This is a genomic window from Mesorhizobium waitakense, assembly GCF_056431085.1.
On the sequence record NZ_JBWKME010000157.1, the window covers coordinates 21,789 to 44,772 of the forward strand.

The following is a 22,984-nucleotide window of genomic DNA, read 5'->3' on the forward strand; positions in this document are numbered from 1 at the left end:
TTGCGGAGCCTTGCCATGCGCGACATCAATTTCCTCACCGAGACAAACGCCAAGCCGATCTGGCACCCGATGGCGCATCCGGCCGAGATGCGGGCCAATCCGCCGAAGATCATCATGAAGGGCGAGGGCGTCACTGTCACCGATATCGATGGCAGAAGAGTGCTCGATGCGGTTGGCGGTCTGTGGAACGTCAATCTCGGCTACAGCTGCGACCCGATCAAAAAGGCAATCGGCGACCAGCTCGGTGCGCTGCCTTACTATTCCGGCTTCCGCGGCACCTCGACCGGACCGTCGATTGAGCTCGCCTACGAGCTCGGCGAATGGTTCGAGCCCGAGGGCATGGTGCGGACCTTCTTCACCTCGGGCGGCTCGGATTCGGTCGAAACCGCGCTGCGGCTGGCCCGGCAATTTTGGAAGATCCGCGGACAGGGTGATCGAACAAAGTTCCTCGCCCTGAAGAAGGGCTACCACGGCACCCATTTCGGCGGCGCCTCGGTCAATGGCAATGCCAATTTCCGCCGCAACTACGAGCCGCTGCTGCCGGGCGTCTTCCACATCCCGGCGCCATGGACCTTCCGCAACCCGTTCGACGAGACCGACCCGGCGCGGCTGGCGAAACTATGCGCCAAGGCGCTGGAGGACGAGATCGCCTTCCAGGGCGGTGACACCATCGCCGCCTTCATCATGGAGCCGGTTCTCGGCGCCGGCGGCGTCATTGTCCCGCATGAGAGCTTCATGCCGCTGGTGCGCGAGATCTGCGACCGCCACGAGATCCTTTTGATCGCCGACGAAGTGGTCACGGGCTTCGGGCGCTCGGGCGCATGGTCGGGCTCCAGGTTGTCGGGCGTAAAGCCGGATTTCATGACCATCGCCAAGGCGATCACCTCCGGCTATTTCCCGCTTGGCGCCACCCTGATCGGCGCAAAGGTTGCAGACGTCTTTGAAGCCGACAAGACCAGCTTCGGCTCGATCGGCCACGGCTATACCTATTCCGGCCATCCGGTCGGCTGCGCGGCGGGGCTGGCGGCGCTTGCGGAAACCAAACGCCTCCGCCTGGACGAGAACGCGGCGGCGCGGGGTAGCGAACTCGCCGCAGTGCTGGAAGGGCTGAAGGCCAGGCACGCCATCGTCGGAGATGTCAGGTACAAGGGCCTGATGGCGGCACTCGAACTGGTCTCGGATCGCACCAGCAAGAAGCCGACCGACAAGAAGACCATGGCCGTGGTTTCGGAGGGGGCCTACGAAGCCGGCGTCATGTTGCGCGTTTCGGGCAACAGTATCATCCTGTCGCCGCCGCTGATCATCAGCGCCGCCGACGTTGTGAAGATCGGCGAAGCACTGGACGCAGGCCTGTCGAAGGTCTGACGCTGCTACAACGGAGTTTTCTGTACGCAAATGGCTTATTCGCTGGAAAAACTGGGGCAGTACAATGAGGGTGCGGAGGCGCTGGTTAGCCGGCGTTCCCGTTTGCTCGGCGCGAAATCGCAATTGTTCTATGACGAGCCCGTGCATCTGGTGCGCGGCGAAGGCGTCTGGCTCTATGACGCCGACGGCCGCAAATATCTCGATGCCTACAACAATGTCGCCCATGTCGGCCATTGCCATCCGCATGTGGTCGAGGCCCTGTGCCGGCAGGCAAGCCTGCTCAACACCCACACGCGCTATCTGCACACCGCCATCCTCGACTATGTCGAGCGGCTGACCGCGACTTTCGATGCCAGCCTGTCCACCGCCATCCTGACCTGCACCGGCAGCGAGGCCAACGACATCGCGCTGCGCATGGCGCAGGCCACCACCGGCCGCATGGGCATCATCGCCACCGACGCTACCTATCACGGCAACACGGCAGCGGTTTCGCAGCTCAGCACGCGCATGCCGCCGGTAGGCGGCCGCGCCCGCCACGTCAGGCTGGTGCCGGCTCCCGACAGCTATCGCCATCCGGATGCGATGGCCGACGGCAAGGCTTTTGACGACGCGGTGCGCGAAGCCATCGCCTCGCTGGAACAGGAAGGTATCAGCCTGTCCGGCATCATCCTGTGTCCGCTGCTCGCCAATGAAGGCTTTCCGGTGCTGCCGTCCGGGTTCTTCGATGACGCGCTGCGTGCGGTGCGTGAAGCCGGCGGCCTGGTCATCGCCGACGAGGTGCAGCCCGGCTTTGGCCGCACCGGCAGCCATTTCTGGGGCCATCAGCGCGCCGGCTTCGTTCCCGACATCGTCACCATGGGCAAGCCGATGGGCAACGGCCACCCGGTCGCCGCCGTGGTCACCACCAGGTTGATCCTGGCGACCTTCCGCGACGCTTTCCGCTACTTCAACACCTTTGGCGGCAACCCGGTTTCCTCTGTGGTGGCGAATGCCGTTCTCGATGTTCTGGAGCAGGAAGATCTCGTCGCCAACGCACGCGATGTCGGCGCCTATGCGCAGGGCCTGCTGCGCCCGCTGGCCGAACGCCACGAATGCATCGGCGAGATCAGGGGCGCCGGACTGTTTTTCGGCGCCGAGCTGGTTCACGACCGCAAGACGCGCGAGCCGGCATCAGACATTGCCGAGCAAGTCGCCAACCGGATGCGCCATCGCGGTGTGCTGATGGGCAAGACCGGCATCCACGGCAATGTGCTGAAGATCCGCCCGCCGATGCCGTTTTCCCGCGACGATGCCGCCTTCCTGATCGGCACGCTCGACGAGGTGCTTGATGAAGTCGGCGGAGTGCCGGCGTGAACGCTGTTTCCGTGCCGTCGGAACCGGAAGATGCCGCCACCGTCACCGAACTGGCGCGGCGCGCGCTCCAGCATTGGGGCATCCGCGTCGGTGAGCCCGAGCTGGTGAAATTCCGCGAGAACGCGGTGTTTCGGGTCCGCTTGCCCGATGGCCAGCCGGCAGCCATGCGCGTTCACCGGCTTGGCTATCATTCAGACGCCGCGCTGCGCTCGGAACTGCAATGGATGTCCTTCCTGCAGTCGGCCGGCGTCGCCACGCCGTCTCCGGTCGCGGCGCTGAGCGGCGACCTGTTCGTGCCGGTCGACACCGGCACATCGGCGCCGCCTCGCCAGGTCGATTGTCTCAGCTGGCTGGAAGGCCGCGCCGTCGGGGCGCGAGGCGTGCCGCTGGATTACACGCCCGAGCAGGCAAGGCAGGTCTTCACGGCGATCGGGCGAACCATCGCCCATATGCACAATGTCACGGCCGCCTGGACGCCGCCCCCCGGCTTTACCCGCCATGCCTGGGATTTCGACGGCTTCTTCGGCGCGACGCCGACATGGGGTCGCTTCGAGACCTCGCCCTTCCTCGACGGTCTTCGCCGCGAGCTGGTTTTCCAGGCGCGGGACAAGGCCGCGAAGGCACTGTCGGAGCATGAACGCAGCGCCCGCAATTTCGGCATCATCCATGCCGATCTGGTGCGCGAAAACGTGCTCGTCCATCAGGGCGCGATCCGCATCATCGACTTCGACGATTGCGGCTATGGCTGGCACATGTACGATCTTGCCGTTGCCCTCTACCAGAACCGCGAGGAGGCGATCCATCCGCTGATCGAGGCCGCCCTGCTCGACGGTTATCGGCAGTTGCGAGGACTGACGGCGCAGGACATCGCCGCACTGCCGCTGTTTTCAGCGTTGCGCGCCTTCGCCTTCCTCGGCTGGGTGCAGAGCCGCGTCGAGGGCGACATCACCAGGGATGTCGGCATGCGCATGTCGGCCATCGCAGCCGATGTGGTGATCGACTATCTGCAGGGTGAGTGACCGGCGCTGGCCGACCGTCAGGCGAAGTGAATGCTGACCGTGCCTGAACTGCCGAAATCGGCGACGATCGTGTCGCCGGGCCGCGCCTCGACCGGCCGCACGAAGGACCCCGAGAGAACCACCTCGCCGGCCGCGATCGACATGCCGTAACGGGCGAGCCTGTCCGCCAGCCAGGCAATGCCCATCGCCGGATGGTTGAGCACGCCGGCGCCAAGCCCGGTCTCCTCGACCTCGGCATTGCGCGAGACGATGGCGCCGATCCAGCGCATGTCGGCGACCTCGGGCCGCTGTGGCCGGCCGCCGATAACGATGCCGGCATTGGCGGCATTGTCGGAAATCGTGTCGAAGAAGGTGCGCACCTTTTTCGTCTCCGCATTGACGCGCTCGATGCGCGTGTCGAGGATTTCGAGCGCGGGCGTGATGTAGTCGGTGGCGTTGAGCACGTCGAAGAGGGTCACGCCGGGACCCTTGAGCGGCGCTTTCATGACGAAGGCGATCTCGGCCTCGACACGCGGCTGGATGAAGCGGCCGGCCGGAACCGTCGCGCCGTCGTTGAAGAACATGTCGTCGAAGAGCACGCCCGAGTCCGGCGTGTCGATGGCCAGCGCATATTGCATCGCCTTGGAGGTCAGGCCGATCTTCCAGCCCTTCGGCTTCAACCCGGCATCGATCTTGCGCGTCACCAGCGCCGCCTGGACGCGATAGGCGTCCTCCATCGTCGCCTCGGGAAAATCGAGGCTGAGCAGCCGGATCTGGCGGCGCGACCGCTCGGCCTCGAACAGCCGGTTGGCGGCGTCTTCCACTTGCTCCGGGGTCATGTCGCTGCCTCGTCGACGACGCTGTTGCGCAACACGCCGATGCCGTCTGCCTCGACCTCGATCACATCGCCCGGATTCAGCCAGACCGGCGGGTCGAAGCGCGCGCCGGCACCGGTCGGCGTGCCGGTGACGATGATATCGCCAGGCACCAGCGTGGTGAAGGTCGAGATGTAGGCGATGATCTTGCGCAAGGAAAAGATCATGCGGCTGGTGCGGTCCTGCTGGCGCAGCTCGCCATTGACCCGGGTGGAAAGCGTAATGTCGGCGATCTGCGCCTCATCCGTGAACGGCACCAGCCAGGGACCGATCGAGCCGCTGCGGTCGAAATTCTTGCCTTGCGTGACGTTGAACTTGGCATGGCGCACCCAGTCGCGGAGGGTGCCCTCATTGCACAGCGACAGTGCAGCGATGTGGCCGAGCGCGTCGGTCTCCGTGATGCGCCGGCCGCTTTTTCCGATGACGATGACGACCTCGCCCTCATAGTCGAGCTGTGGGGATTCCGGCGGCCGCACCAGCGGCGCGCCATGGCCGACAAACGAGCGCGGGAAACGGATGAACAGCGACGGATTGGAAGGCGCCGCATGCCCGTCCTTGTACTCCTCGTTGCGGTCCGGATAGTTGACGCCGACGCAGATGATCTTTTCCGGTGACGGGATCGGGATCTCGTAGGCGATGGCGTCGAGCGGGAAATCGGCGGCGAAGGCATCGGCCTCTTCCGCCAGGCGCAGCAAGGCGCCGGCCTCGATCACTTCGCGCAGCGTCGGCCACTGGCCGTAGCGGGCCGACAGGTCGACGACGCCCTTGCCGGTGATCGCGCCATACCGTGCCTTGCCGCCGACGGTGAAGGTGGCGAGCCGCCCATATCCAGTCATCCAGGCCTCCTCGTTGGGTCTGCGTCCGTCCTCATGGCGCGATGATCGGCGAAGCCGTCAGATCCGGCTGGCGCGCCGCAACCCCGGCAAAGCTGCTACCCTCCTCGAACCAGCTTTTGGGTGCTGGCGCGCCCCACAGCGTCTGCCGTTGCGGGTCCTTGAGGTCCCATTTGATAGGCTCGAGGTCCGGGTCGACCGTCTGGTAGTCCGAACAATAGATCTCGATGCGGTGGTTGTCCGGATCTCTGATATAGAGGAAGAAGGCGTTGGAAATGCCGTGCCGTCCCGGGCCGCGTTCGATGTTCGGCAGATAGCCGGTCGTTGCCATCAGGTCGAGCAGGTCGATGATGTTGAGCGGCGTCGGCACCCAGAAGGCGACGTGGTGCAGGCGCGGCCCGATGCCGTTGGTGAAGGCGATGTCGTGGACGCCGCCCTTGCGGTGCGTCCACGCCGCCCACAGCTTTCCGCTACTGGCATCCTCGGTGTATTCGGTGACGCGGAAGCCGAGCTCGTTGTAGAAGGCGACGGACTCGTCGACATTGGGCGAGAAGCAGTTGAAGTGGTCGATGCGCAGCGGCTTGACACCGTGATAGAGCGCATATTTCTGATGGATCGGCGGCAGCCGCTCCATCTGGGCGTAGAATTCGAGCGGTATGCCGTGCGGATCGCGGGTGCGGAAGGTGCGCGACTGGTAGGGCCGCTCGACCCATTCCACCGGCAGGCCCTTGCTCTTGAAGAAATGCTCGGCCTTGTCGAGGTCCTCGTCTGAGAACATTTTGAAGCCGAGGTCGCGGGCCTCGGCGGTGCCGGCCTTCTTCAGCACGATGCAATGGTGCCCACGCTCCTCCAATGCCCTGAGATAGATGGTATCGGCGGTCTCGTCGGTGACCTGCAGGCCGAGTGTGTCGACATAGAAGGCGCGGGACCTGGCGAGGTCGGTGACGGCCAGTTCGACATGGCTGAGGCGCACGATGTTGAATTCAGGGTAACGATTGGGCTTGGGCAAGGGCATTTGATTTCCTCTGATCAGCCGCCGAGTTTCTGGATCGCGTGTGCCGTCGTGGCGAAGGCTATGTTCTTCGTCTCCATGTAGAAGTCGAAGGAATGGTCGCCACCGTCGCGGCCGATGCCGGAATTCTTGACACCGCCGAACGGGGTCGGCAAATGCCGCACATTCTCGGAATTGACCCAGATCATGCCGGCTTCCAGCGCGTCGGTGAAGCGGAACGCGCGGGTGACGTCCGATGTCCAGAGATAGCCGGTCAGGCCGTATTGCGTGTCGTTGGCGAGCGCCAGCGCTTCCGCCTCGCCCTTGAAGGAAATAGCGGTCAGCACCGGCCCGAAGATCTCTTCCTGGGCAATGCGCATCCTGTTGGTGGCGCCGGTGAACAATGTCGGGCTGACATAGCAGCCGCCACCCGGGCCGGCGAACTTGCCACCGCCGGCGGCGACCACCGCGCCTTCCGATTTGCCGACCTCGATGTAGGAAAGCACCTTTTCCTCATGCACCGGATGGATCAGCGGACCGACCACCGTTGCGGGATCCAAGGGATGGCCGATCTTGATGCGCTTGGCTTTCTCCGCCACCAGATCGGTGAATTCGTCGTAGACCGAGGCCTCGACCAGCAGCCGCGACGAGGAGGTGCAGCGTTCACCGTTCAGCGAATAGATCATGAAGACAGCGGCGTCGGCGGCGCGCTCCAGGTCGGCGTCGGCGAAGACGATCACCGGATTCTTGCCGCCAAGCTCGAAATGGACGCGCTTCAGCGTGTCGGCGCCTTGGCGCATGATCATCGAGCCGGTGCGGCTCTCGCCAACGAAGCCGATCGCCTTGATGTCGGGATGCTCGGTCAGCGCCTTGCCGGCGTGCTCGCCGAGGCCGTTGACTAGGTTCCACACACCTTTCGGCAGGCCAGCCTCTTCGGCGATCTCGACCAGCAGGCGGGCGGTCAGCGGCGAAAATTCAGCCGGCTTATGAACCACGGTGCAGCCGGCGGCCAGTGCCGGCGCGATCTTCCAGGTCGACAGCATGAACGGCGTGTTCCACGGCGTGATTATGCCGACCGGGCCGATCGGCACCCGTGTGGTCAGGTTGACCTGGCCTGTGGTCCGCAGCGTCTCGCCGTCGCGCGCTTCGGGCGCACGGTCGGCGAAGAAGCGGAAATTCTCGGCGCCCCGCAACGCCGCCTTGGCCATGAACTTCAGCGCCTGGCCGGTGTCCATGCATTCGACGAAGGCGATCTCCTCGGCGCGTGCTTCGATCGCGTCGGCTATTTTGTGCAGCAGCTTCTTGCGCGCTTCGCCGGGCATCGCGGCCCAGGCGGGAAACGCCGCCTTCGCCGCCTTGGCGGCGCGGTCGATGTCGACGGCACCGCCGCGCGCGACTTTGGCCAGCGGCTTGAGGTCGACCGGTGACAGCGTTTCGAACGTCGTGCCGTCGAGCGCCGGCGCCGCTTCGCCGCCGATCTGGTTCAGCACGCCGTCGCGCTTGAAACGGGCCAGATAGGCCTCGGCCTTCTTCAGATTGCCTTGCAGGTCGGACATCTCAGCTTCCGTCACTTGCCGCGCAGTCGCGGGTGGATTGCGTTCTTCTTCCAGCTCAGCACCGGGTCGATTTCCCGGATCTCGAGCGACAGGGCGAAATGCGGTGTCTCGAACAGCGTGGCGAGGTGCTCGCTCACCGCCGCGAAGACGGCTTCGCCGGTCCGCTTCTTCTCCTCTGCGCTGCGCCCGCTTCCAATGCGAAACGACATGTCGAGGAAGGCGTTTTCCGGCAGCCTGTCGGCCACCGCATAGGCTTCGGCGCGAAAAGCCCTCACCCGCACGGCGCCGGTTTCGAACAGCCCGGTATCCAGCACGGCGCGCAACACCAGTGCGCACAACGCGCCCATATCGACCTTGGCATCGAGATTGGCCGAATACTCGATGGAGAAGTGCGGCATCGCGTTTCGCTCCCCAATCACTTGCCTTGTTGTAGTTAACACGTTAATTACATGAGACGCCCATGAAGTCAAGTCTTGCATCGAGCTTGGCGCAACGATACGGGTTTGGCTGGAACGGGCTTTCGGTGGGCGGATTCGGCTGAGGGAAGGCCTGTTTTCGATCGCAAGCCAGCGTGGGAGGCTCTTTTTCTTGCTGCCTGAAAACACCCGTCGTTCCCTGCCAATGGCGCTCCTGCACGCCCGCGAAGTGGTGATGGCGCGGTTTCGTCCGATGCTCGCGGCCCACGATGTGACCGAACAGCAATGGCGCGTGCTGCGCGTGCTGAGCGAAGCCGGCCCGGTCGAGGCGACCGAGCTTGCCGATCGCGCATCGGTGTTGCCGCCCAGCCTGACGCGCATCATCAAGGCGCTCGAGGGGCGCAAGTTCATCACCCGCAACAAGGCCGAAGGCGACGGCCGCCGCGTCGTGCTGACAATCGCCCCGGCTGGTTCCGCCCTGATCGATGCCCTCTCGCCCGAGCGTCGAGTCATCTATGACGACATCGAACGGCGATACGGCCACGACAGGCTGGAACAGCTGCTCGATCTCCTGGAAAGCCTGATCGACGGCGAAAGCTGACTGTTCCGCCCGGGCGGTTTCGCCTGGCTCACCCGCCAAAACTCCCCAGCCGTGTCGGCTGCGTATAATTGCGGTCGACATAGAGCAGGGCCGAGACGCCGCTGCCGTGCCTGACATCGATGACCCGGCCGATCATGACATTGTGCGTGCCGACGATATGCACATCCTCGATCTCGCAGTCGAAGTTGACGATCGCATCCGACAACGCCGGCGTGCCGGAGGCCAGCGTCTGCCAGCGCGCAGCCGAATAGCGGGCTTCCATGTCCCTGGTCGCGCCGGCGAACTTTCCCGCCAGATGCATGTGGTCATGGGTCAGCACGTTGACGCAGAAGCGCCGGTTGGCCAGGAACATGGCGGCCTGCGTCGAGCGGCCGTTCATGCAGACGAGCAGCGTCGGCGGCTCGTCGGAGACGCTGCACATGGCGGTGGCGGTAAAACCGCCGCGGCCCGCCGGCCCGTCGGTGGTGACGATGTTGACCGGCGCGCAGACCCTCGCCATGGCGTCGCGGAAATCGGTTTTCGAAATCTGCGTGGCCATCTGGTTTCACTCAGCCGACGAAGCAAGTGGATTGAACCAGGTATTTCCCGTCCAGCCATTCTCGTCATAGTCGGCCATGCAGGTGTCGACCAGTTCTTCCATCACCTTCAGCCGCCCGCCGCGTTCGGCGCCCTTCAGCACCTGCAGCCGCACCTCTTCCGGCGCCCCGGCATAGTTGAGCTCGTAGAGCGCGTGGCGGCCGCCGAACTCGGTGCCGGTCGCGTCCCACAACAGCTTCATGATCTTGATGCGCTCGATGTGACCCATGTCGTTGGAGCCGCGCACATATTGCGCGAGATATTTGTCGATCTCGGGATTGTTGAAGTCACGCACCGACGACGGCAGGTAGATCAGCCCAGAGGCGATCACCCGGCGCACGGTGTCGATGACGCGCGGATAGGCTTCCGACATGAAGGTCCGGTAGGCAAGGGCCGCTTCCAGATTAGGCAGCACCGCGCCGTTCGCCCAGGGGATCGGGTTGTAGGCCATGGCATTGGAAAAGCTCCAGAACATGTGCCTGAGCGCGATGACCTCGCCAAGCGCTGCCTGGTTGCCGCGGAAGGCGTCGCCGCCGGTGGCCCTGAGCGCCTTGGCCAGCAGGCCGGCGAGGAAGTCGAGCTTGACGGCGAAGCGCGTGCAGCCTTGGAAACAATAGCCGTGCATGAAGCCGGACGCCGGGTGGAAGGACAGGATTTTCTGCGCATCGCGCAGCACCAGCACGTCTTCCCAGGGGATGAAGACGTTATCGAGCACCAGGATCGCGTCGTTCTCGTCGAAGCGTGACGACAGCGGATAGTCGAAGGGCGCTGCCACGGTATTGGCCGTCTGCTCGTAGGAGACGCGGCAGAACATCTTTATCCCCGGCGCATTCATCGGCACGATGAACATCACCGACAGCGAAGGGTCCTCGGTGACCGTCGCCGAGCCCTGCGCCAGGAAATTGTAGTGGGTCAGCGCCGAGGACGTCGCCACCACCTTGGCGCCGGACACGGTGATGCCGGCGTCGGTTTCCCCGGTGATGTGGACGAAGACGTCCTTCACCTGTTCGGCGGGCTTGTGGCGGTCGATCGGCGGATTGACGATGGCGTGGTTCATGAACAGCGCCGCTTCCTGGGCTCTGCTGTGCCAGGACAGCGCGTTGTCCTTGAACGGCCCATACCAGTCGGCATTGGCGCCAAGCGTGTTCATCAGCGCCGCCTTGTAGTCGGGCGTGCGCCCCATCCAGCCATAGGACATACGTGACCACTGGGCGATCGCAGCCTGCTGGGCGACGAGCTCGGCGGAGGATTTGGCGACGCGGAAATATTTGTGGGTGTAGCCGCCCGAACCGGTGTCGGTCGGCGAGGTCAGCGCGTCGCGCTGCTTGGCGTCATGCAGTGCGTCGTAGAGGCGCGCCAGCGACCGCGCCGAATTGCGCATCGCCGGATGCGTGGTGACGTCGGCGATGCGCTCGCCGTTGATATAGACCTCGCGGCCGTCGCGCAGGCTCTCCAGATACTCGGCCCCGGTGAACGGACGCCCCTTGTCGGCACGGAAGTCTTCTGACCGCATGATGTTTCCTCCTTTTGGACTTTCGCATCTGGATTCTTGTCGGCGCCGACCCCCACCCCTAACCCCTCCCCACAAGGGGAGGGGAACGCTGCCGCACGCCATTCGCTCGCTTTAGACATCGAAACCGTCCCCGATTTGCCGCAATCGGCGCCAGCCAAGTCCCCCTCCCCCTTGTGGGGAGGGGTTAGGGGTGGGGGTCCTCTTCACGAAAAAACCATATACGATAGCCCTCCTCTGATGGTGACACCCTAGCGTCTCGCGCTCGCATCGGTTATGGACGGAACGGCAAAACCGATTGGACTTTTTCCGGCGCCATGGGCCAGAACTCCATCCCCGACTTCTTCGTCTATGGCGAGCCGGTGCGGCCGCTCGATGTCGGTTTCCTGCATGTCGAGACGGTGCTTGCCCGCGGCAACATCCATCTCGGCGAGGTTGCCGCGCACAAGCATCCGCAGATGGGCCAGATCACCTTCTGGACCGGTGGCTCGGGCACCTACCGGATAGAAGACCGGTCCTGGGACTTTTCGGCGCCCGCCGTCAGCTTCGTGCCAAGCAATGTCGTGCATGGCTTCTCGATCGGCCCCGGCACCGACGCCATCGTCGTCTCGGTGGCCGATGATGCGCTTGCCGCCATTGCCGGCCAGAGCTTGCTGCCGCTGGACAGGCCGGTGTTTGCCGACGGCCTGCCGCGCCACGCCGCTTGGAAAAGGCTGGCGGCGGTGCTGGAGATGATCGCCGCCGAATACGCCGAGGCGCAAGCCGGCAACGACAAGGTGCTGCCGGCGCTGATCGCCGTCGCGCTCTCCCACATCGCGCGCCTCGGTCCCGAGGTGACGGGCTCCACGGTCTCTTCTGAGGCTTCGCTGGCACGAGGCCTGCGTCGGCTCGTCGATGTGCATTTCCGCGACAACTGGCCGGTCGACCGCTATGTCGAGGCGCTGGCCACGACGCCGCATCTGCTCGACAAGGCCGCCCGTGCGGTGCTGGGCACCGGCGTCAAACGGGTGGTCAGCGAGCGGCGGCTGCTGGAGGCCAGGCGGCTGCTGCTGTTCACCGTGCGCACGGTCGAGGACATCGCCTACGAGATCGGCTTCGACGACCCGGCCTATTTCTCGAGGGTCTTTCGCGAACGGGTCGGCCAGGCGCCCGCCGCTTGGCGCCGGAAGCAGCTGGAGGGGCATTGATCCCGCGCGGACGCTCGTGGGCGGTTCGTATGGGATGCGGACCTTGCGGCCCGCATCCGGTTTCCGACTAGCGCCCCTGCTGTAGGCGCGCTTCCCGTTTCTTGCGCCAAGGCGCATTGGCTTCCCAATCGCCGGCCATGATGCAGCCATAGGGCATGACCTCGTCGACGATCTCAGCCAGACCGAAATGCTCGATCTGGCGGCGCATCGACGCGGCGTTCTTGTAGGCACTTGGCAGCTCCGAAATATCCGTCACGCCGGAGAAGAAGCGGGCATCGATGCCCTTCGTCTCTTCAGTGAAGATATCGGCGTCGCTGCGCCCGGCCTGCATGCGCCGGTGCTGGGTGCGCGAAAAATTGCGCCCGGCGCCATGCGGCGAGAAGCCAAGTCCGTGCGCCGCGTTCTTGCCGCGCACAATCAGCACCGGTTCCGCCATGTTGAGCGGGATCAGCGTCAGATCGGTCGCATCATCGGCCCAGTCGTCGAAGGCCGGCGTGGCCCCTTTGCCGTGGTAGAACAGCCCGTCCGAACGGCGGAAGACGAAGTTGTGCTCGTTCCAGAACCGGTCCGACACCTTCGCCGACAGACGCTCGGCTGCCAGATCGTGGATGAGCATGTGGTTGCCCTTGGTCCATTCGCGGATCGTCTGCAGGGCGCCCCAATACTCGTCGCCTTCCTTGGTGTCGGCCGGAATCCAGGCATTCTGCGGCAAGGTTTCCGGAGACAGGATCTTGCGAACACCCTCGGCGATCTTCATCCCCTTGCTGTACAACCGCGTGCCCGGGGAGCGCGAGCCGTGATGGGTGACCAGCGCCGTCTCCCCGCTCGACTTCAGCGTGCCGACATAGGCAAAATGGTTGCCGTCACCCTGCGTGCCGAAATGCTCGATCGCAGCACTCGTGAGGTCGCGCAGCAAGGGGTTGGCCTCGAAGCGCTCGAAGACCTCCTTGGCCGGCCGGATCTGCTGGCCGCGCGGACGTCCGCCCGGCCCGAAATGGGTGACCGCGTGGACGGCATCGAGGAGTGCTGCAGGCGCCACGCCAGGAAACACCGAGATCGCCATCGAGCAGCAGATATCGGCCGAATGCATGCCGGGGTGGATGCCTTCCGAAACAGCGACGCCGCCAACCGGAATGGTGCCCGACGGACCAGTCGGGCAGGCATCCGGCATGATGGCGCCCGCACGAATGACCGGCGTGCGCATCAACTCGACCATGCTGCGTGTCACCGCTTCGACGTTGGCAGCCTCATCAGGCGTTTCCGCCTCGATGTTCAAATGCAGCGGCATGGAGGCGACAGCATGCAGCGGCAGTGCCGGCGGCGGCGCGAAAGCACGCGCGGCCTCCAGCGCATCTGCTTGTGATCCGCCGCCCTCCAGTACCGCGTTGGCGGCGACGAGCGCCTTGCCGAACCATTTGCCTTGCGGCATTCCGGCGTCGATCAAATCCTGTCCACTCAAAATCTCGGTCATGTCTTTCACTTTCGGTACATCTGCTGCACTGCGCATTGCGGACGGACGACGAGGGAGTACGAGACATTTTTCCGCCACTTCGCAAGTTGCGAAGGAGGGACACGAACCCTCACGCCTTTCGGCACCCGCAAAAGCGGGCTGCGTCTACCTGTAGTCTCGCAGGCATTCGTCCTTTTCATTCGGTCTGGCGACAAGGATCGGCAGGACAATGACTGAGCTACTTTCCGTCCCAAAGGGATGGAAGGGATGGCTTGAACATCCGACCTTCCGCCGCTTTCGCCGCGGACGCTCTATCCCTGTAGTCCTGCCTGCATTCGCCATTCATTTTCCTTCTCCGGGCGGCGACGAGTCGATGCGAGAAACCAACCGATCAACTGATCGGCGGGCGGAATCGAACCGCCAGACACCAATGTATTCCCGCAGGCATTCGCCCTGTTCAATCGGCTGGCGACAAGGATCGGCAGGACGGTGACTGCGCCACCCCGCTCCGTAGAGCGAGAGAGTGATTTGAACACCCGACCTCCCGCCTTTGGCGGGCGCGCTACCTGTAGTCCTGCCAGCATTCGCCATTTATTCCGTTGGCTGCGGCGACAAAAATATGATGAAACACCGGGAGTCCCGCTCGTGCCAGAGAGCGCCTGCGAGGTGAGGAGTCGAACCTCACGGAGCATCCCGTTCCTTGGTGCTGTAGTTCCATCCGGCATTCGCCGCGCTGTTTCTTGCGAGGGGTGACGACAAGTCTGTTGTGAAACTGCCTTTCTGCTCTGCCGACTGAGCTACGGAGCCGATTGGCAGCTCCGGCGGGAATCGAACCCGCGACCGAAAGTTAGGATGTAGTTCCACAGGCATTCGTCACGCTCTCAATTTCTCTTCTCCTTTTCCAACTACGACCGAAGCCGCGCAAAAAGTCGTCGGGCATGACGACAAGGTTTGACGAAACGTCCCGCTCTATCCGCTGAGCTACGGGTCCATAGTGGCGGACCCGACGGGATTCGAACCCGCGACCTGGAGGTGAACAGCCTGTAGTTCCATCGGCATTCGTCATGCTGAATTCATACCGGTGGTCCCGGCGGGCGCGCCGCCGGGACCATTGTCTAGAGTTCGACCGCCTCGATCGTGCGCACCCAATGGTCCGGGTCGCCGCCCGAGGACAGCATCGTCCCGATCACGTCGAAGACGCGGTCGGAGAAACCGCCGACATTCAGGATGTCGGCCTGCGGCTTGGCCAGCGTCGTCGTGTACGGCTGGATGTCGATGCAGACCAGCTTGGCTGCCGGGTTCAACCCCTTCAGCTTGCGCCATTCCTGCATCGTCACCGTGCCCTGATGCGCATGCGCCGAGGCATCCACCCATGTCTGGTTGTCCGACACGAACACCACCAGGTCGACTTTCGCCTTTTCCCGCACCAGCCGTGCCAGCGGAGCCGAACAATTGGTCCCGCCACCACCGATGGCGGCAAGCTTCGCGGCGTTGGTCATCACCGTGTCACGAGCGTTGAGGCTGATATCAACCACATCGTTCTCGAACGGCAGGACCCGGGCCGTTGGGTTGCGGCGCAGCATCGCGGCGGCCACCAGGGCAGCCACGTCGATGCAGCGCACGGCCGACGTCGCGCCCTTGCGATACCCGGTCGCTGGCGAGCCCATGGAGCCCGAAACGTCCGGGCACACGACCACGTTGCCGTTGATCACGGGAACGTTGCCGAGCGCGATTTCCATCGCGTCCTGCAGTGCGTCCCTGACCACGCCGGGCACGTTCGCATCGGTCATGGTGAACGCCACCATGAGCTGATACGGGAACACCCGGGCGCGCCGGATTTCCTCCGGATCACGCAGCCGCGTCGCCAGCCTTTCCGCGAACCCGTCCACTTCGAACACGCCGTTGCGGGCGAAAGTGTTCAGGTTCTGCCGCAGCATCTGCCATCCAGCCGTCTCCGCGATCTGCACCCAATGCGCTGATGTAAGCGGTATCGAGGTCAGCATCTGGAACGGCACTTCGGGCACAGGCAGCGACGGATCGCGTTTGAACGCCTCGAACGCCTTCACCACGTCCGGCAAGGCCGCGGATTCATGCGGCTTGCCGATCAGGTAGCCATAAAGCGCCTCACGCGACGCCGATTTCGGCTTCGGGTGAACGATCTTGATGACATCGGCCAGCGACGGATCGTTGCCGACCGCGGCCCGCATGATCTCGAAGTCGGCGGCCTGCTCGAGCCACGCCTGGACAAGGCGTTTCGGCCGCGTGCCGAGCGACTTACGCCCGGTGGCGCCGGAACGCATTACCTGCACGAAAGTGCGCAGCATCTTGCCGTTCCTGACGGTGCGCCCGAACGCACGGTTGAACTCGTCACCTTGCATGCAGGAGAGAACGGCCAGCAGGAACGCCGGCATATCCTTCATGTAGCCCTCGAAGGCGTGGACGGCGGTGCGCGCCAGGAATCCCGGCTCGACCTGCCAAGCGAGCTTCAGCACCTCGTCCAGCTGCTCACGCGGTTCGGCATAGAAGGTCGCGTTGAACGTTCCCGTCGCCGCCAGCTGCGCCAGAGACTGGTGGGGCGACAGGCGGTAAGCCTGGGCGCCCTCATGGTTCTTGGTGTCAGCCGACGGGAGCAGCTTTCCTGCAATCGTCGCAAACACGGATTTGTTCGCCATTGTTCTCATCCTTCATTTCACACCAGCATCGTTACAAACGGCGTGCCAGTTCGAAGCACGAGCGGGTCCCGGTTCGCTTAATTTGCGATAACCAATTGATTTTATTAGAAAAGAAAAATCAAACGCAAAACTCCTTGGCTCTGGCGCCGTTCAGGCATGTGTCTGTATAGTGATCTAAAAATCTCAACACTTATAGCATAGGATAAAATGAAAAGACGCGTTGCGATTGGCATTCTCGGAACGACGCTCGATGCCGGCCGGACCGATGACCGCTGGAGAAAATGGCGGCCGACGGTGGCGCTGTGCCAGCAACCGGGGTTGTTCATCGATCGTCTGGAACTCATTCACGGGACTCAGTCGCGGCAGCTCGCCACGCAGGTTATCGCCGACATTGAGCAGGTCTCGCCCGCCACCGAGGTGCGGCCTCATCTCATCAGCATGCGGGATCCCTGGGATTTCAGCGAGGTCTATACCGGTCTGCGTGATTTCGCCCGCGGCTATGCGTTCGATCCTGAGAAAGAGGACTACCTCGTCAACATCACTACCGGCACCCATGTCGCGCAGATATGCTGGTTCCTGCTTACCGAGGCGCACTTTATCCCGGCGCGGCTGCTGCAGCTTTCGCCACGCAAGCAGGGGCGCGACGAGGATGTCTCCGGCAGCCATTCGATCATCGATCTCGACCTGTCCCGCTACGATGCGATCGCCACGCGCTTTACGGCCGAACACGACGAGGCGACGTCGTTCCTGAAATCGGGCATCGCCACCCGCAATCCGGCTTTCAACCAGATGATCGACCAGATCGAGAAGGTGACGATCCGCTCGCGCGCGCCGGTGTTGTTGACCGGCCCGACGGGGGCAGGCAAGTCACAGCTGGCTCGGCGCATCTACGAACTCAAGAAGGCGCAGCGGCAGGTCTCCGGGGCCTTCATCGAGGTCAATTGCGCGACGCTCCGCGGCGATCAGGCGATGTCGACGCTGTTCGGCCACGTCAAGGGTGCCTTCACCGGTGCCCAAAACGAGCGTGCCGGATTGATGAAGTCGGCTAACAAGGGCGTGCTTTTCCTCGACGAGATCGGCGAGCTCGGCCTTGACGAGCAAGCCATGTGCCTGCGCGCCATCGAGGAAAAGCGCTTCCTACCGGTCGGCGCCGACCAGGACGTGATGTCGGATTTCCAGCTTCTCGCCGGCACCAACCGCGATCTTTCGATCGGTGTGAAGGAGGGCAAGTTCCGCGAGGATCTGTTTGCGCGGCTGAACCTGTGGACGTTCCAGCTTCCGGCGCTGCGTGACCGTAAGGAAGACATCGAGCCGAACCTCGAATTCGAGCTGCGTCGCTTCAGTGAGCGCGAGGGCCAGAACGCCACCTTCAACAAGGAGGCGCGCGAGCTCTATCTCAGATTCGCCATCGCGCCGGAGGCGGTGTGGCGGGCGAATTTCCGCGATCTCTCGGCATCCGTCACCCGCATGGCGACGCTGGCCCCGCTTGGCCGCATCGATGAAGAGACCGTGCGCGACGAGGTCGATCGCCTGACCGTCCTGTGGCGTGCTGGTGATGCAGGCAATCGTGAAGCCATTCTGGAGGAGGTTCTCGGCAAGGACCGTCAAAGCCAGATCGACATGTTCGACCGGGCGCAGCTGGCCACGGTGCTGGAGGTTTGCCGCGACAGCAATTCGATCAGTGCGGCCGGGCGGAAACTGTTTGCCGTCTCGCGGCTGCAAAAGACCAGCGGCAACGATGCCGACCGGCTGCGCAAATATCTCAGGCGCTTCGACCTCAGCTTCGAGGACATCGCTCGGAAATGATCGATATCATGCACGCCCTTCCGCACGCCCAATAGTCCCGGTCGCCCTTCGGTTACGCCGGTGCGTCAGTCCGGTAGACCGGCCTTGCGGAAGCCATCGACGAAATGCTCAAGCGTCGCTGCATCGCGGAAGGGCTCCGTCGTGGCCCAATGGCGGGTGGTGAAATGCGGGTTGCCGACGAGGAACAGTTCGACCTCCGCGCGCGCTTCGTCGAGCCGGCCCAGTTGCGCAAGGCTTGCCGCCAGGAAACGGCGTGAGCTTGTCCGATAGGTCTCGTCCCGGCGCAATGTCTCGACAGCGGCTTCGTAATCGCGGGCCGCATATTGCGCCGCGCCGAGGGTCAGATAGTACCAGCTTGACGGAAACGGGTTCAGGCGAAACGCCTTGCGAATATGCTCAAGGGCCTCCTCGACCCGCCCGGCCAGCGCCGCGATGTCGGACAAAGCCGCCCACGCGTCGGCCTCGTTCGGGTCGAGCTCGAACGCCTTGGCAAACTCGGCATCCGCATCCGCGAAGCTGCGCTCATAGGCAAGCAGGTAAGCCAGGACCCAGCGGCAGCCGGCATCGTTGGGATCGATCGCCACGGCCTTGCGCGCCAGTTCCAGGGCAACGCTGCGGGAAGACTCACTTGGTCCGCCGGAATGCACCGATCCCATCCAATGGTTCATGGCAAGCCAGCGATAGGCCTCGGCATATTCGGGATCGAGCGCCACCGCGCGCGTCAGCATCAGATGCGCTTCCTGCGCCATCTGCGGCGAATCATCCATCAGCTTGCGCGCCCGCACGCAGAGATCGTAGGCCTCCATATTTCTCGGCCGGTTGCGCGGCGGCGGTGCGCGCAGCCGGCCGAGCAGCGCCTCCACGATCTTGGCCGTAACCTCGTCCTGGACGGCGAAGATATCTTCCAGGCCGCGATCGAAGCGTTCCGCCCAGAGATGATCGCCATTCACGGCGTCGACCAGCTGCGCGTTGATGCGCACACGCCCCGCGGCGCGTCGTGCGCTGCCCTCCAGCAGATAGTGCACGCCAAGATCGCCAGCGATCTCACGCACGTCCATAGCCTTTCCCTTGTAGGCAAAGACCGAGTTGCGGGCGATGACGAACAGGCCGGATATCCTCGACAGGTCGGTGATCAGGTCTTCCGTCAACCCATCCGCGAAGGAGTCCTGCTCGGGATCGTTGCTGACATTGACGAAGGGCAGCACGGCTATCGATGGTTTGCCGGGTAGCGGCAAAGGTTTTCGCTTCGCGTCACCAAGTTGTTGGATGGCCCCCGTGAAGCGGTAGCCGACGCGTGGAACGGTGACGATCCATTCGCCGCCATCCCCAACCGGGCCAAGCAGCTTGCGCAGCTGCGCGATCTGAACGGTAAGGTTGCCTTCCTCGACCGCAGTGCCCGGCCATGCGGCGTCCATCAATTCGGCTTTGCTCAGTATGTCGCCGGGCCGTCCGACGAGCGCCGCGAGCAACTTGAGCCCGCGGTAGCCGACGGCAACGGGCACATCGTTCCGAAGCAGCGTTCCCGCACCGGTATCAAGCACGAACGGACCAAAGGCGAAGCGTGATCCCTGCATAGGGCGCATCTATAGAGCAATTTCAGGAACAGTGTGAAACGGTTTTCCCGGGAAGAGCGCGTAGCGCTTTTCCTCAGGGAATTGCGTCAAAACAAAGAGTTAGGGCAGGTTGCCGGTTCCGCGAACCGGTGACCGGCTCTACCCATTTGGAACTTTTGAGAACTATTTGGGAAGGCTTAATTACGGCGCTGTCCGTAACCTGCAGAATTCGTCCTCTTTCAGGTCGAGGGCCTCCGGACCCTCAAACCATATGGAGGTTGTCATGACCAACATTCTTGAATTTGCCCCGCACAAGACAGCGCGGTCGGGAACGCCCGTGGCGCCGATGGCGCGTCGGCATCTGACGACCCTGCAGAGCATTATTGCGAGCTGGCACGATCGGACCTGGCGCGAGCGGATCCGCTTTCGCTGGGAGCTTGCGCAAATGGCGAGGGACAATCCCTATCTGATCGACGATATCGGTCTGACGGACCGGCAGGTCGAGGCAGAGCTCGCCAAGCCGTTCTGGAAACGATAGCGCGAAGACTGCAAGGGCACCGGATCGCGGCCATGCCATTCGTCATGCTGGCGGCATTGGCTGGGCTGGCCAGCAGTTGTCGGGCGGCGCGGCATGGTCGGCGAACTTTGTGTTCGGTTTCTGAAGCCGGCAGCGACTGATTGGCCGGCAGCGAAGGACTGATAGCAATCGATCCGGGGGCTCAGGAATAGCAGCCGCGCTCGATGGCCAGCCGCCGCACCAGCGCCAGCACGGCTTCGATGGTGGGCGTAGGCTTGTCCGTTAGCCGGCCAAGTTCCTGCACCGCCGTCACCAGCGCGTCGATCTCCATCGGCCGGCCGCGTTCCAGGTCCTGCAGCATCGAGGTCTTGTGCTCACCGACATCGCCAGCGCCCTTGATGCGCCGGTCGACCGCTATGGGAAAGCGCACGCCGAGACATTCGCCGATCGCCTGCGCCTCCAGCATCATGGTGCGGGCAAGCGTTCGGGTCGCCTCGTCGGCAACGATCGCCGCCAGCGTGCTGCCGGTCAGCGCCGAGATCGGGTTGAAGGAGAGATTGCCCCACAGCTTGACCCAGATTTCGCCGCGGATGTCGTCGCGCACCGGCACCTGCAGCCCGGCCTTGACCATTTCCTCGGCCAGCCGCGTGACCCGTTCGCTGCGCTCGCCGGAGGGTTCGCCAAGCGAGAAGCGTTTGCCCTCGACATGGCGGATCAGGCCGGGCGCGTCGACCTCGACGGCGGGATAGACGACCGAGCCGATGACGCGCCGCGGCCCGATCCGCTCCCAGATATTGCCGCCGGGGTCCACCGCGTTCAACCGCGTGCCTTCCAGCGGCCCGCCGACGTCATGGAAATACCACCACGGCACGCCGTTCTGCATCGTGACGACGGCGGTGTCCGGCCCGAGCAGCGGCGCGATCTGGTCGAGCGCAGGGGTTAGGGAATGGGCCTTCAGCGCCAGCACCACATAATCCTGGGCGCCAAGCTCCTCGGCTTTCGCGGCGGCCCGCACGGAAGCCACTGATTCCTGGCCGTCCTCGATCAAGCGCAACCCATTTGCCTTGATCGCATCGAGATGCGCGCCGCGCGCGACGATCGAAAGCTCGGTCCGGCCGGCCATGGCGAGCTTGGCGGCGAGATAGCCACCGATCGCGCCGGCGCCGAAGATGGTGATCTTCATCGTCAAAGTCCGAGTTTGGCGGCAAGCCCGATCCGTTGCAGCTTGCCGGTGGCGCCCTTGGGAATCTCGTCCAGGATCAGGATCTTGCGCGGCACCTTGAACTCGGCGAGCCGCGTCGCCGCATAGCCGCGGATATCGCTCTCGTTGGCGGCCATGCCTTCGCGCAGCACCACCGCCGCCGCCACCTCCTCGCCGAGCTTGTCATGCGGCATGGCGAAGGTGACGACCTGCGCCACCGCCGGATGGTCCATCAGCACGTCATCGACCTCGAGCGGCGAGATCTTCTCGCCGCCGCGGTTGATGATCTCCTTCAGCCGGCCGGTGACGCGCAGGTACAAGTCCTCGTCGAGCACGCCCTGGTCGCCGGTGTGGAACCAGCCATGCGCGAACGCCGTGGCGTTGGCGTCCGGGTTCTTCTCGTAGCCTGCCGTGACATTGGGTCCGCGAATGACGATCTCGCCGGTTTCGCCGGCTTTGAGCAGCCGCCCGTCAGGCGCCATCACCGCCACCTCCGGTCCAGCGGAGGCGCCGACGCTGCCTGGCTTGCGGAGGCCAGGCGGCAGCCGGTTCGATGCCATCTGGTGCGCCGCCTCGGTCATCCCGTAGGATTCGATCACCGGGCAGCCGAAGGTCGCCTCCAGTTCGGCCATCACTTGCGCCGGCAGCGACGCCGAGGACGAGCGGATGAAGCGCAGATGCGCCGCCGCCAGCGCCTCGGCATTGCGTGCCGCCCGCGGCAGGATCGCCTGGTGCATGGTCGGCACCGCCGTGTACCAGCTCGGCCGCGCATCGCTCAGCCACTGGAAGAAGCGCAGCGCGTTGAAGCCCGGCGTGCAGTAGATGCTGCCACCGGCAGCCAGAGAGGAGAGCACCGCCGCGATCAGGCCGTGAATGTGGAACAGCGGCATGATGTTAAGACAGCGGTCATTGGCCGTCAGGCCGAGCGTGGCGCCGATATGGGCGGCCGAGGCCGCGATGTTGGCATGGCTGAGCGGCACCAGCTTGGGTCGCGACGTGGTGCCCGAAGTGTGCAGCAAAAGCGCGATGTCGCCATCCTGCATCATCTCAGGCGCGGCTTGCGGCCCGATCGCAGGGCCCTCGATGGTAAAGCTTCCGGCCGGCGCGTCAGGCAAGGCGATAAGCCGAAGCACGCCGATGCCGAGCCGTTCGGCCACCGTCACCGCCGGTCCAGTCTCGTCCTGCGCAACGAGGATCGCCTTGGCGCCAATGTCGGTCAGGTAGAAATCGAGCTCGTCCGCCCGGTAGGCCGGATTGAGCGGCGCCGTGGAGGCGGCTGCCGCCACCGCGACAAAGGCTGTGGCCATCTCCGGCCCGTTCGGCAGCACGATGGCCACCCTGTCGCCGCGGCCGATACCGCGCGCATGCAGCGCGGCTGCCGTGGCGGCGATCAATCCGCGCAGTCCGCCATGCGTCAGCGTGGTTCTTTCGGGCGCCGAAATCGCCGACGCATCATCGGCGCCGGCAACGAGACGACCGGAAAGCTCTTTGGGATTTGCAATATTGGTCATGATCACCGACTGG

19 protein-coding genes are annotated in these 22,984 nt (G+C 64.1%); 7 read left to right on the forward strand and 12 right to left on the reverse strand.

The features are described 5' to 3' along the window. Nucleotides 1-15: 15 nt before the first annotated feature. The 3 genes from AC07FD_RS29640 to AC07FD_RS29650 are packed head-to-tail and all read left to right on the forward strand — an operon-like array spanning nt 16 to nt 3,737. The gene (locus AC07FD_RS29640; RefSeq protein ID WP_478352730.1) at nt 16-1,365 is read left to right on the forward strand and encodes an aminotransferase class III-fold pyridoxal phosphate-dependent enzyme; all 1,350 of its coding nucleotides are present in this window, start codon (nt 16-18) and stop codon (nt 1,363-1,365) included. A 30-nt stretch (nt 1,366-1,395) separates the two neighbouring features. Further along, nucleotides 1,396-2,718: an aminotransferase class III-fold pyridoxal phosphate-dependent enzyme gene (locus AC07FD_RS29645; RefSeq protein ID WP_478352731.1), complete on the forward strand. Its 1,323-nt coding sequence runs from the start codon at nt 1,396-1,398 to the stop codon at nt 2,716-2,718. After that, on the forward strand, nt 2,715-3,737 hold the full coding sequence (locus tag AC07FD_RS29650; RefSeq protein WP_478352732.1) for a phosphotransferase enzyme family protein: 1,023 nt from the start codon (nt 2,715-2,717) through the stop codon (nt 3,735-3,737). The genes AC07FD_RS29645 and AC07FD_RS29650 overlap by 4 nt, the downstream gene beginning before the upstream one ends. A 17-nt stretch (nt 3,738-3,754) precedes the next feature. On the opposite strand, the gene hpaH is transcribed toward AC07FD_RS29650, so the two are convergent. The 5 genes from hpaH to AC07FD_RS29675 are packed head-to-tail and all read right to left on the reverse strand — an operon-like array spanning nt 3,755 to nt 8,369. After that, complete coding sequence (hpaH, locus tag AC07FD_RS29655) at nt 3,755-4,555, reverse strand: 2-oxo-hept-4-ene-1,7-dioate hydratase (RefSeq protein WP_478352733.1); 801 nt, start codon at nt 4,553-4,555, stop codon at nt 3,755-3,757. Beyond that, on the reverse strand, nt 4,552-5,427 hold the full coding sequence (locus AC07FD_RS29660) for a fumarylacetoacetate hydrolase family protein (protein WP_478352734.1): 876 nt from the start codon (nt 5,425-5,427) through the stop codon (nt 4,552-4,554). Before AC07FD_RS29660 ends, hpaH begins: the two co-directional genes overlap by 4 nt. 31 nt (nt 5,428-5,458) lie before the next feature. After that, entirely contained in the window at nt 5,459-6,439 is a 981-nt protein-coding gene (gene hpaD, locus AC07FD_RS29665; protein ID WP_478352735.1) for a 3,4-dihydroxyphenylacetate 2,3-dioxygenase, read from the reverse strand. A 14-nt stretch (nt 6,440-6,453) separates the two neighbouring features. Further along, the gene (gene hpaE / locus AC07FD_RS29670; protein ID WP_478352736.1) at nt 6,454-7,971 is read right to left on the reverse strand and encodes a 5-carboxymethyl-2-hydroxymuconate semialdehyde dehydrogenase; all 1,518 of its coding nucleotides are present in this window, start codon (nt 7,969-7,971) and stop codon (nt 6,454-6,456) included. Nucleotides 7,972-7,982: 11 nt separating this feature from the next. Continuing rightward, nucleotides 7,983-8,369, reverse strand: coding sequence for a 5-carboxymethyl-2-hydroxymuconate isomerase (locus tag AC07FD_RS29675; RefSeq protein ID WP_478352737.1), 387 nt, complete (start codon nt 8,367-8,369; stop codon nt 7,983-7,985). Between the two features lie 223 nt (nt 8,370-8,592). On the opposite strand from AC07FD_RS29675, the gene hpaR reads away from it, so the two are divergent. Next, nucleotides 8,593-8,988, forward strand: coding sequence for a homoprotocatechuate degradation operon regulator HpaR (gene hpaR, locus AC07FD_RS29680; RefSeq protein ID WP_478352851.1), 396 nt, complete (start codon nt 8,593-8,595; stop codon nt 8,986-8,988). Nucleotides 8,989-9,016: 28 nt separating this feature from the next. On the opposite strand, the gene AC07FD_RS29685 is transcribed toward hpaR, so the two are convergent. Next, nucleotides 9,017-9,526, reverse strand: coding sequence for a flavin reductase (locus AC07FD_RS29685; protein WP_478352738.1), 510 nt, complete (start codon nt 9,524-9,526; stop codon nt 9,017-9,019). Between the two features lie 6 nt (nt 9,527-9,532). Beyond that, nucleotides 9,533-11,077, reverse strand: a complete 1,545-nt coding sequence (locus AC07FD_RS29690) for a 4-hydroxyphenylacetate 3-hydroxylase N-terminal domain-containing protein (protein WP_478352739.1) — start codon at nt 11,075-11,077, stop codon at nt 9,533-9,535. A gap of 314 nt (nt 11,078-11,391) precedes the next feature. Between AC07FD_RS29690 and AC07FD_RS29695 the strand changes: the two genes are divergently transcribed. Continuing rightward, on the forward strand, nt 11,392-12,261 hold the full coding sequence (locus AC07FD_RS29695) for a helix-turn-helix domain-containing protein (protein ID WP_478352740.1): 870 nt from the start codon (nt 11,392-11,394) through the stop codon (nt 12,259-12,261). Nucleotides 12,262-12,328: 67 nt separating this feature from the next. Here AC07FD_RS29695 and AC07FD_RS29700 read toward each other — a convergent pair whose 3' ends face one another. After that, the gene (locus AC07FD_RS29700; protein WP_478352741.1) at nt 12,329-13,732 is read right to left on the reverse strand and encodes an RtcB family protein; all 1,404 of its coding nucleotides are present in this window, start codon (nt 13,730-13,732) and stop codon (nt 12,329-12,331) included. 1,094 nt (nt 13,733-14,826) lie between these two features. Beyond that, nucleotides 14,827-16,383 carry a vWA domain-containing protein gene (locus AC07FD_RS29705; RefSeq protein ID WP_478352742.1) on the reverse strand — a complete coding sequence of 519 codons (1,557 nt, stop codon included), beginning with the start codon at nt 16,381-16,383 and terminating at the stop codon, nt 14,827-14,829. 207 nt (nt 16,384-16,590) lie between these two features. Between AC07FD_RS29705 and rtcR the strand changes: the two genes are divergently transcribed. Continuing rightward, entirely contained in the window at nt 16,591-18,189 is a 1,599-nt protein-coding gene (gene rtcR / locus AC07FD_RS29710; RefSeq protein WP_478352743.1) for an RNA repair transcriptional activator RtcR, read from the forward strand. A 65-nt stretch (nt 18,190-18,254) separates the two neighbouring features. Here the strand turns inward: rtcR and AC07FD_RS29715 are convergent, their stop codons facing one another. Continuing rightward, complete coding sequence (locus AC07FD_RS29715; RefSeq protein WP_478352744.1) at nt 18,255-19,772, reverse strand: winged helix-turn-helix domain-containing tetratricopeptide repeat protein; 1,518 nt, start codon at nt 19,770-19,772, stop codon at nt 18,255-18,257. Nucleotides 19,773-20,025: 253 nt separating this feature from the next. On the opposite strand from AC07FD_RS29715, the gene AC07FD_RS29720 reads away from it, so the two are divergent. Beyond that, nucleotides 20,026-20,280 (forward strand): DUF1127 domain-containing protein, encoded by a 255-nt coding sequence (locus tag AC07FD_RS29720; protein WP_478352745.1) that lies wholly within the window; start codon nt 20,026-20,028, stop codon nt 20,278-20,280. A gap of 181 nt (nt 20,281-20,461) precedes the next feature. Here AC07FD_RS29720 and AC07FD_RS29725 read toward each other — a convergent pair whose 3' ends face one another. Both AC07FD_RS29725 and AC07FD_RS29730 read right to left on the reverse strand, forming a co-directional pair. Further along, a complete protein-coding gene (locus tag AC07FD_RS29725) occupies nt 20,462-21,442 on the reverse strand; it encodes a 2-dehydropantoate 2-reductase (RefSeq protein ID WP_478352746.1) in 981 nt (326 codons plus the stop codon). Between the two features lie 2 nt (nt 21,443-21,444). After that, a complete protein-coding gene (locus AC07FD_RS29730; protein ID WP_478352747.1) occupies nt 21,445-22,971 on the reverse strand; it encodes an acyl--CoA ligase in 1,527 nt (508 codons plus the stop codon). Between the last annotated feature and the right edge of the window lie 13 nt (nt 22,972-22,984).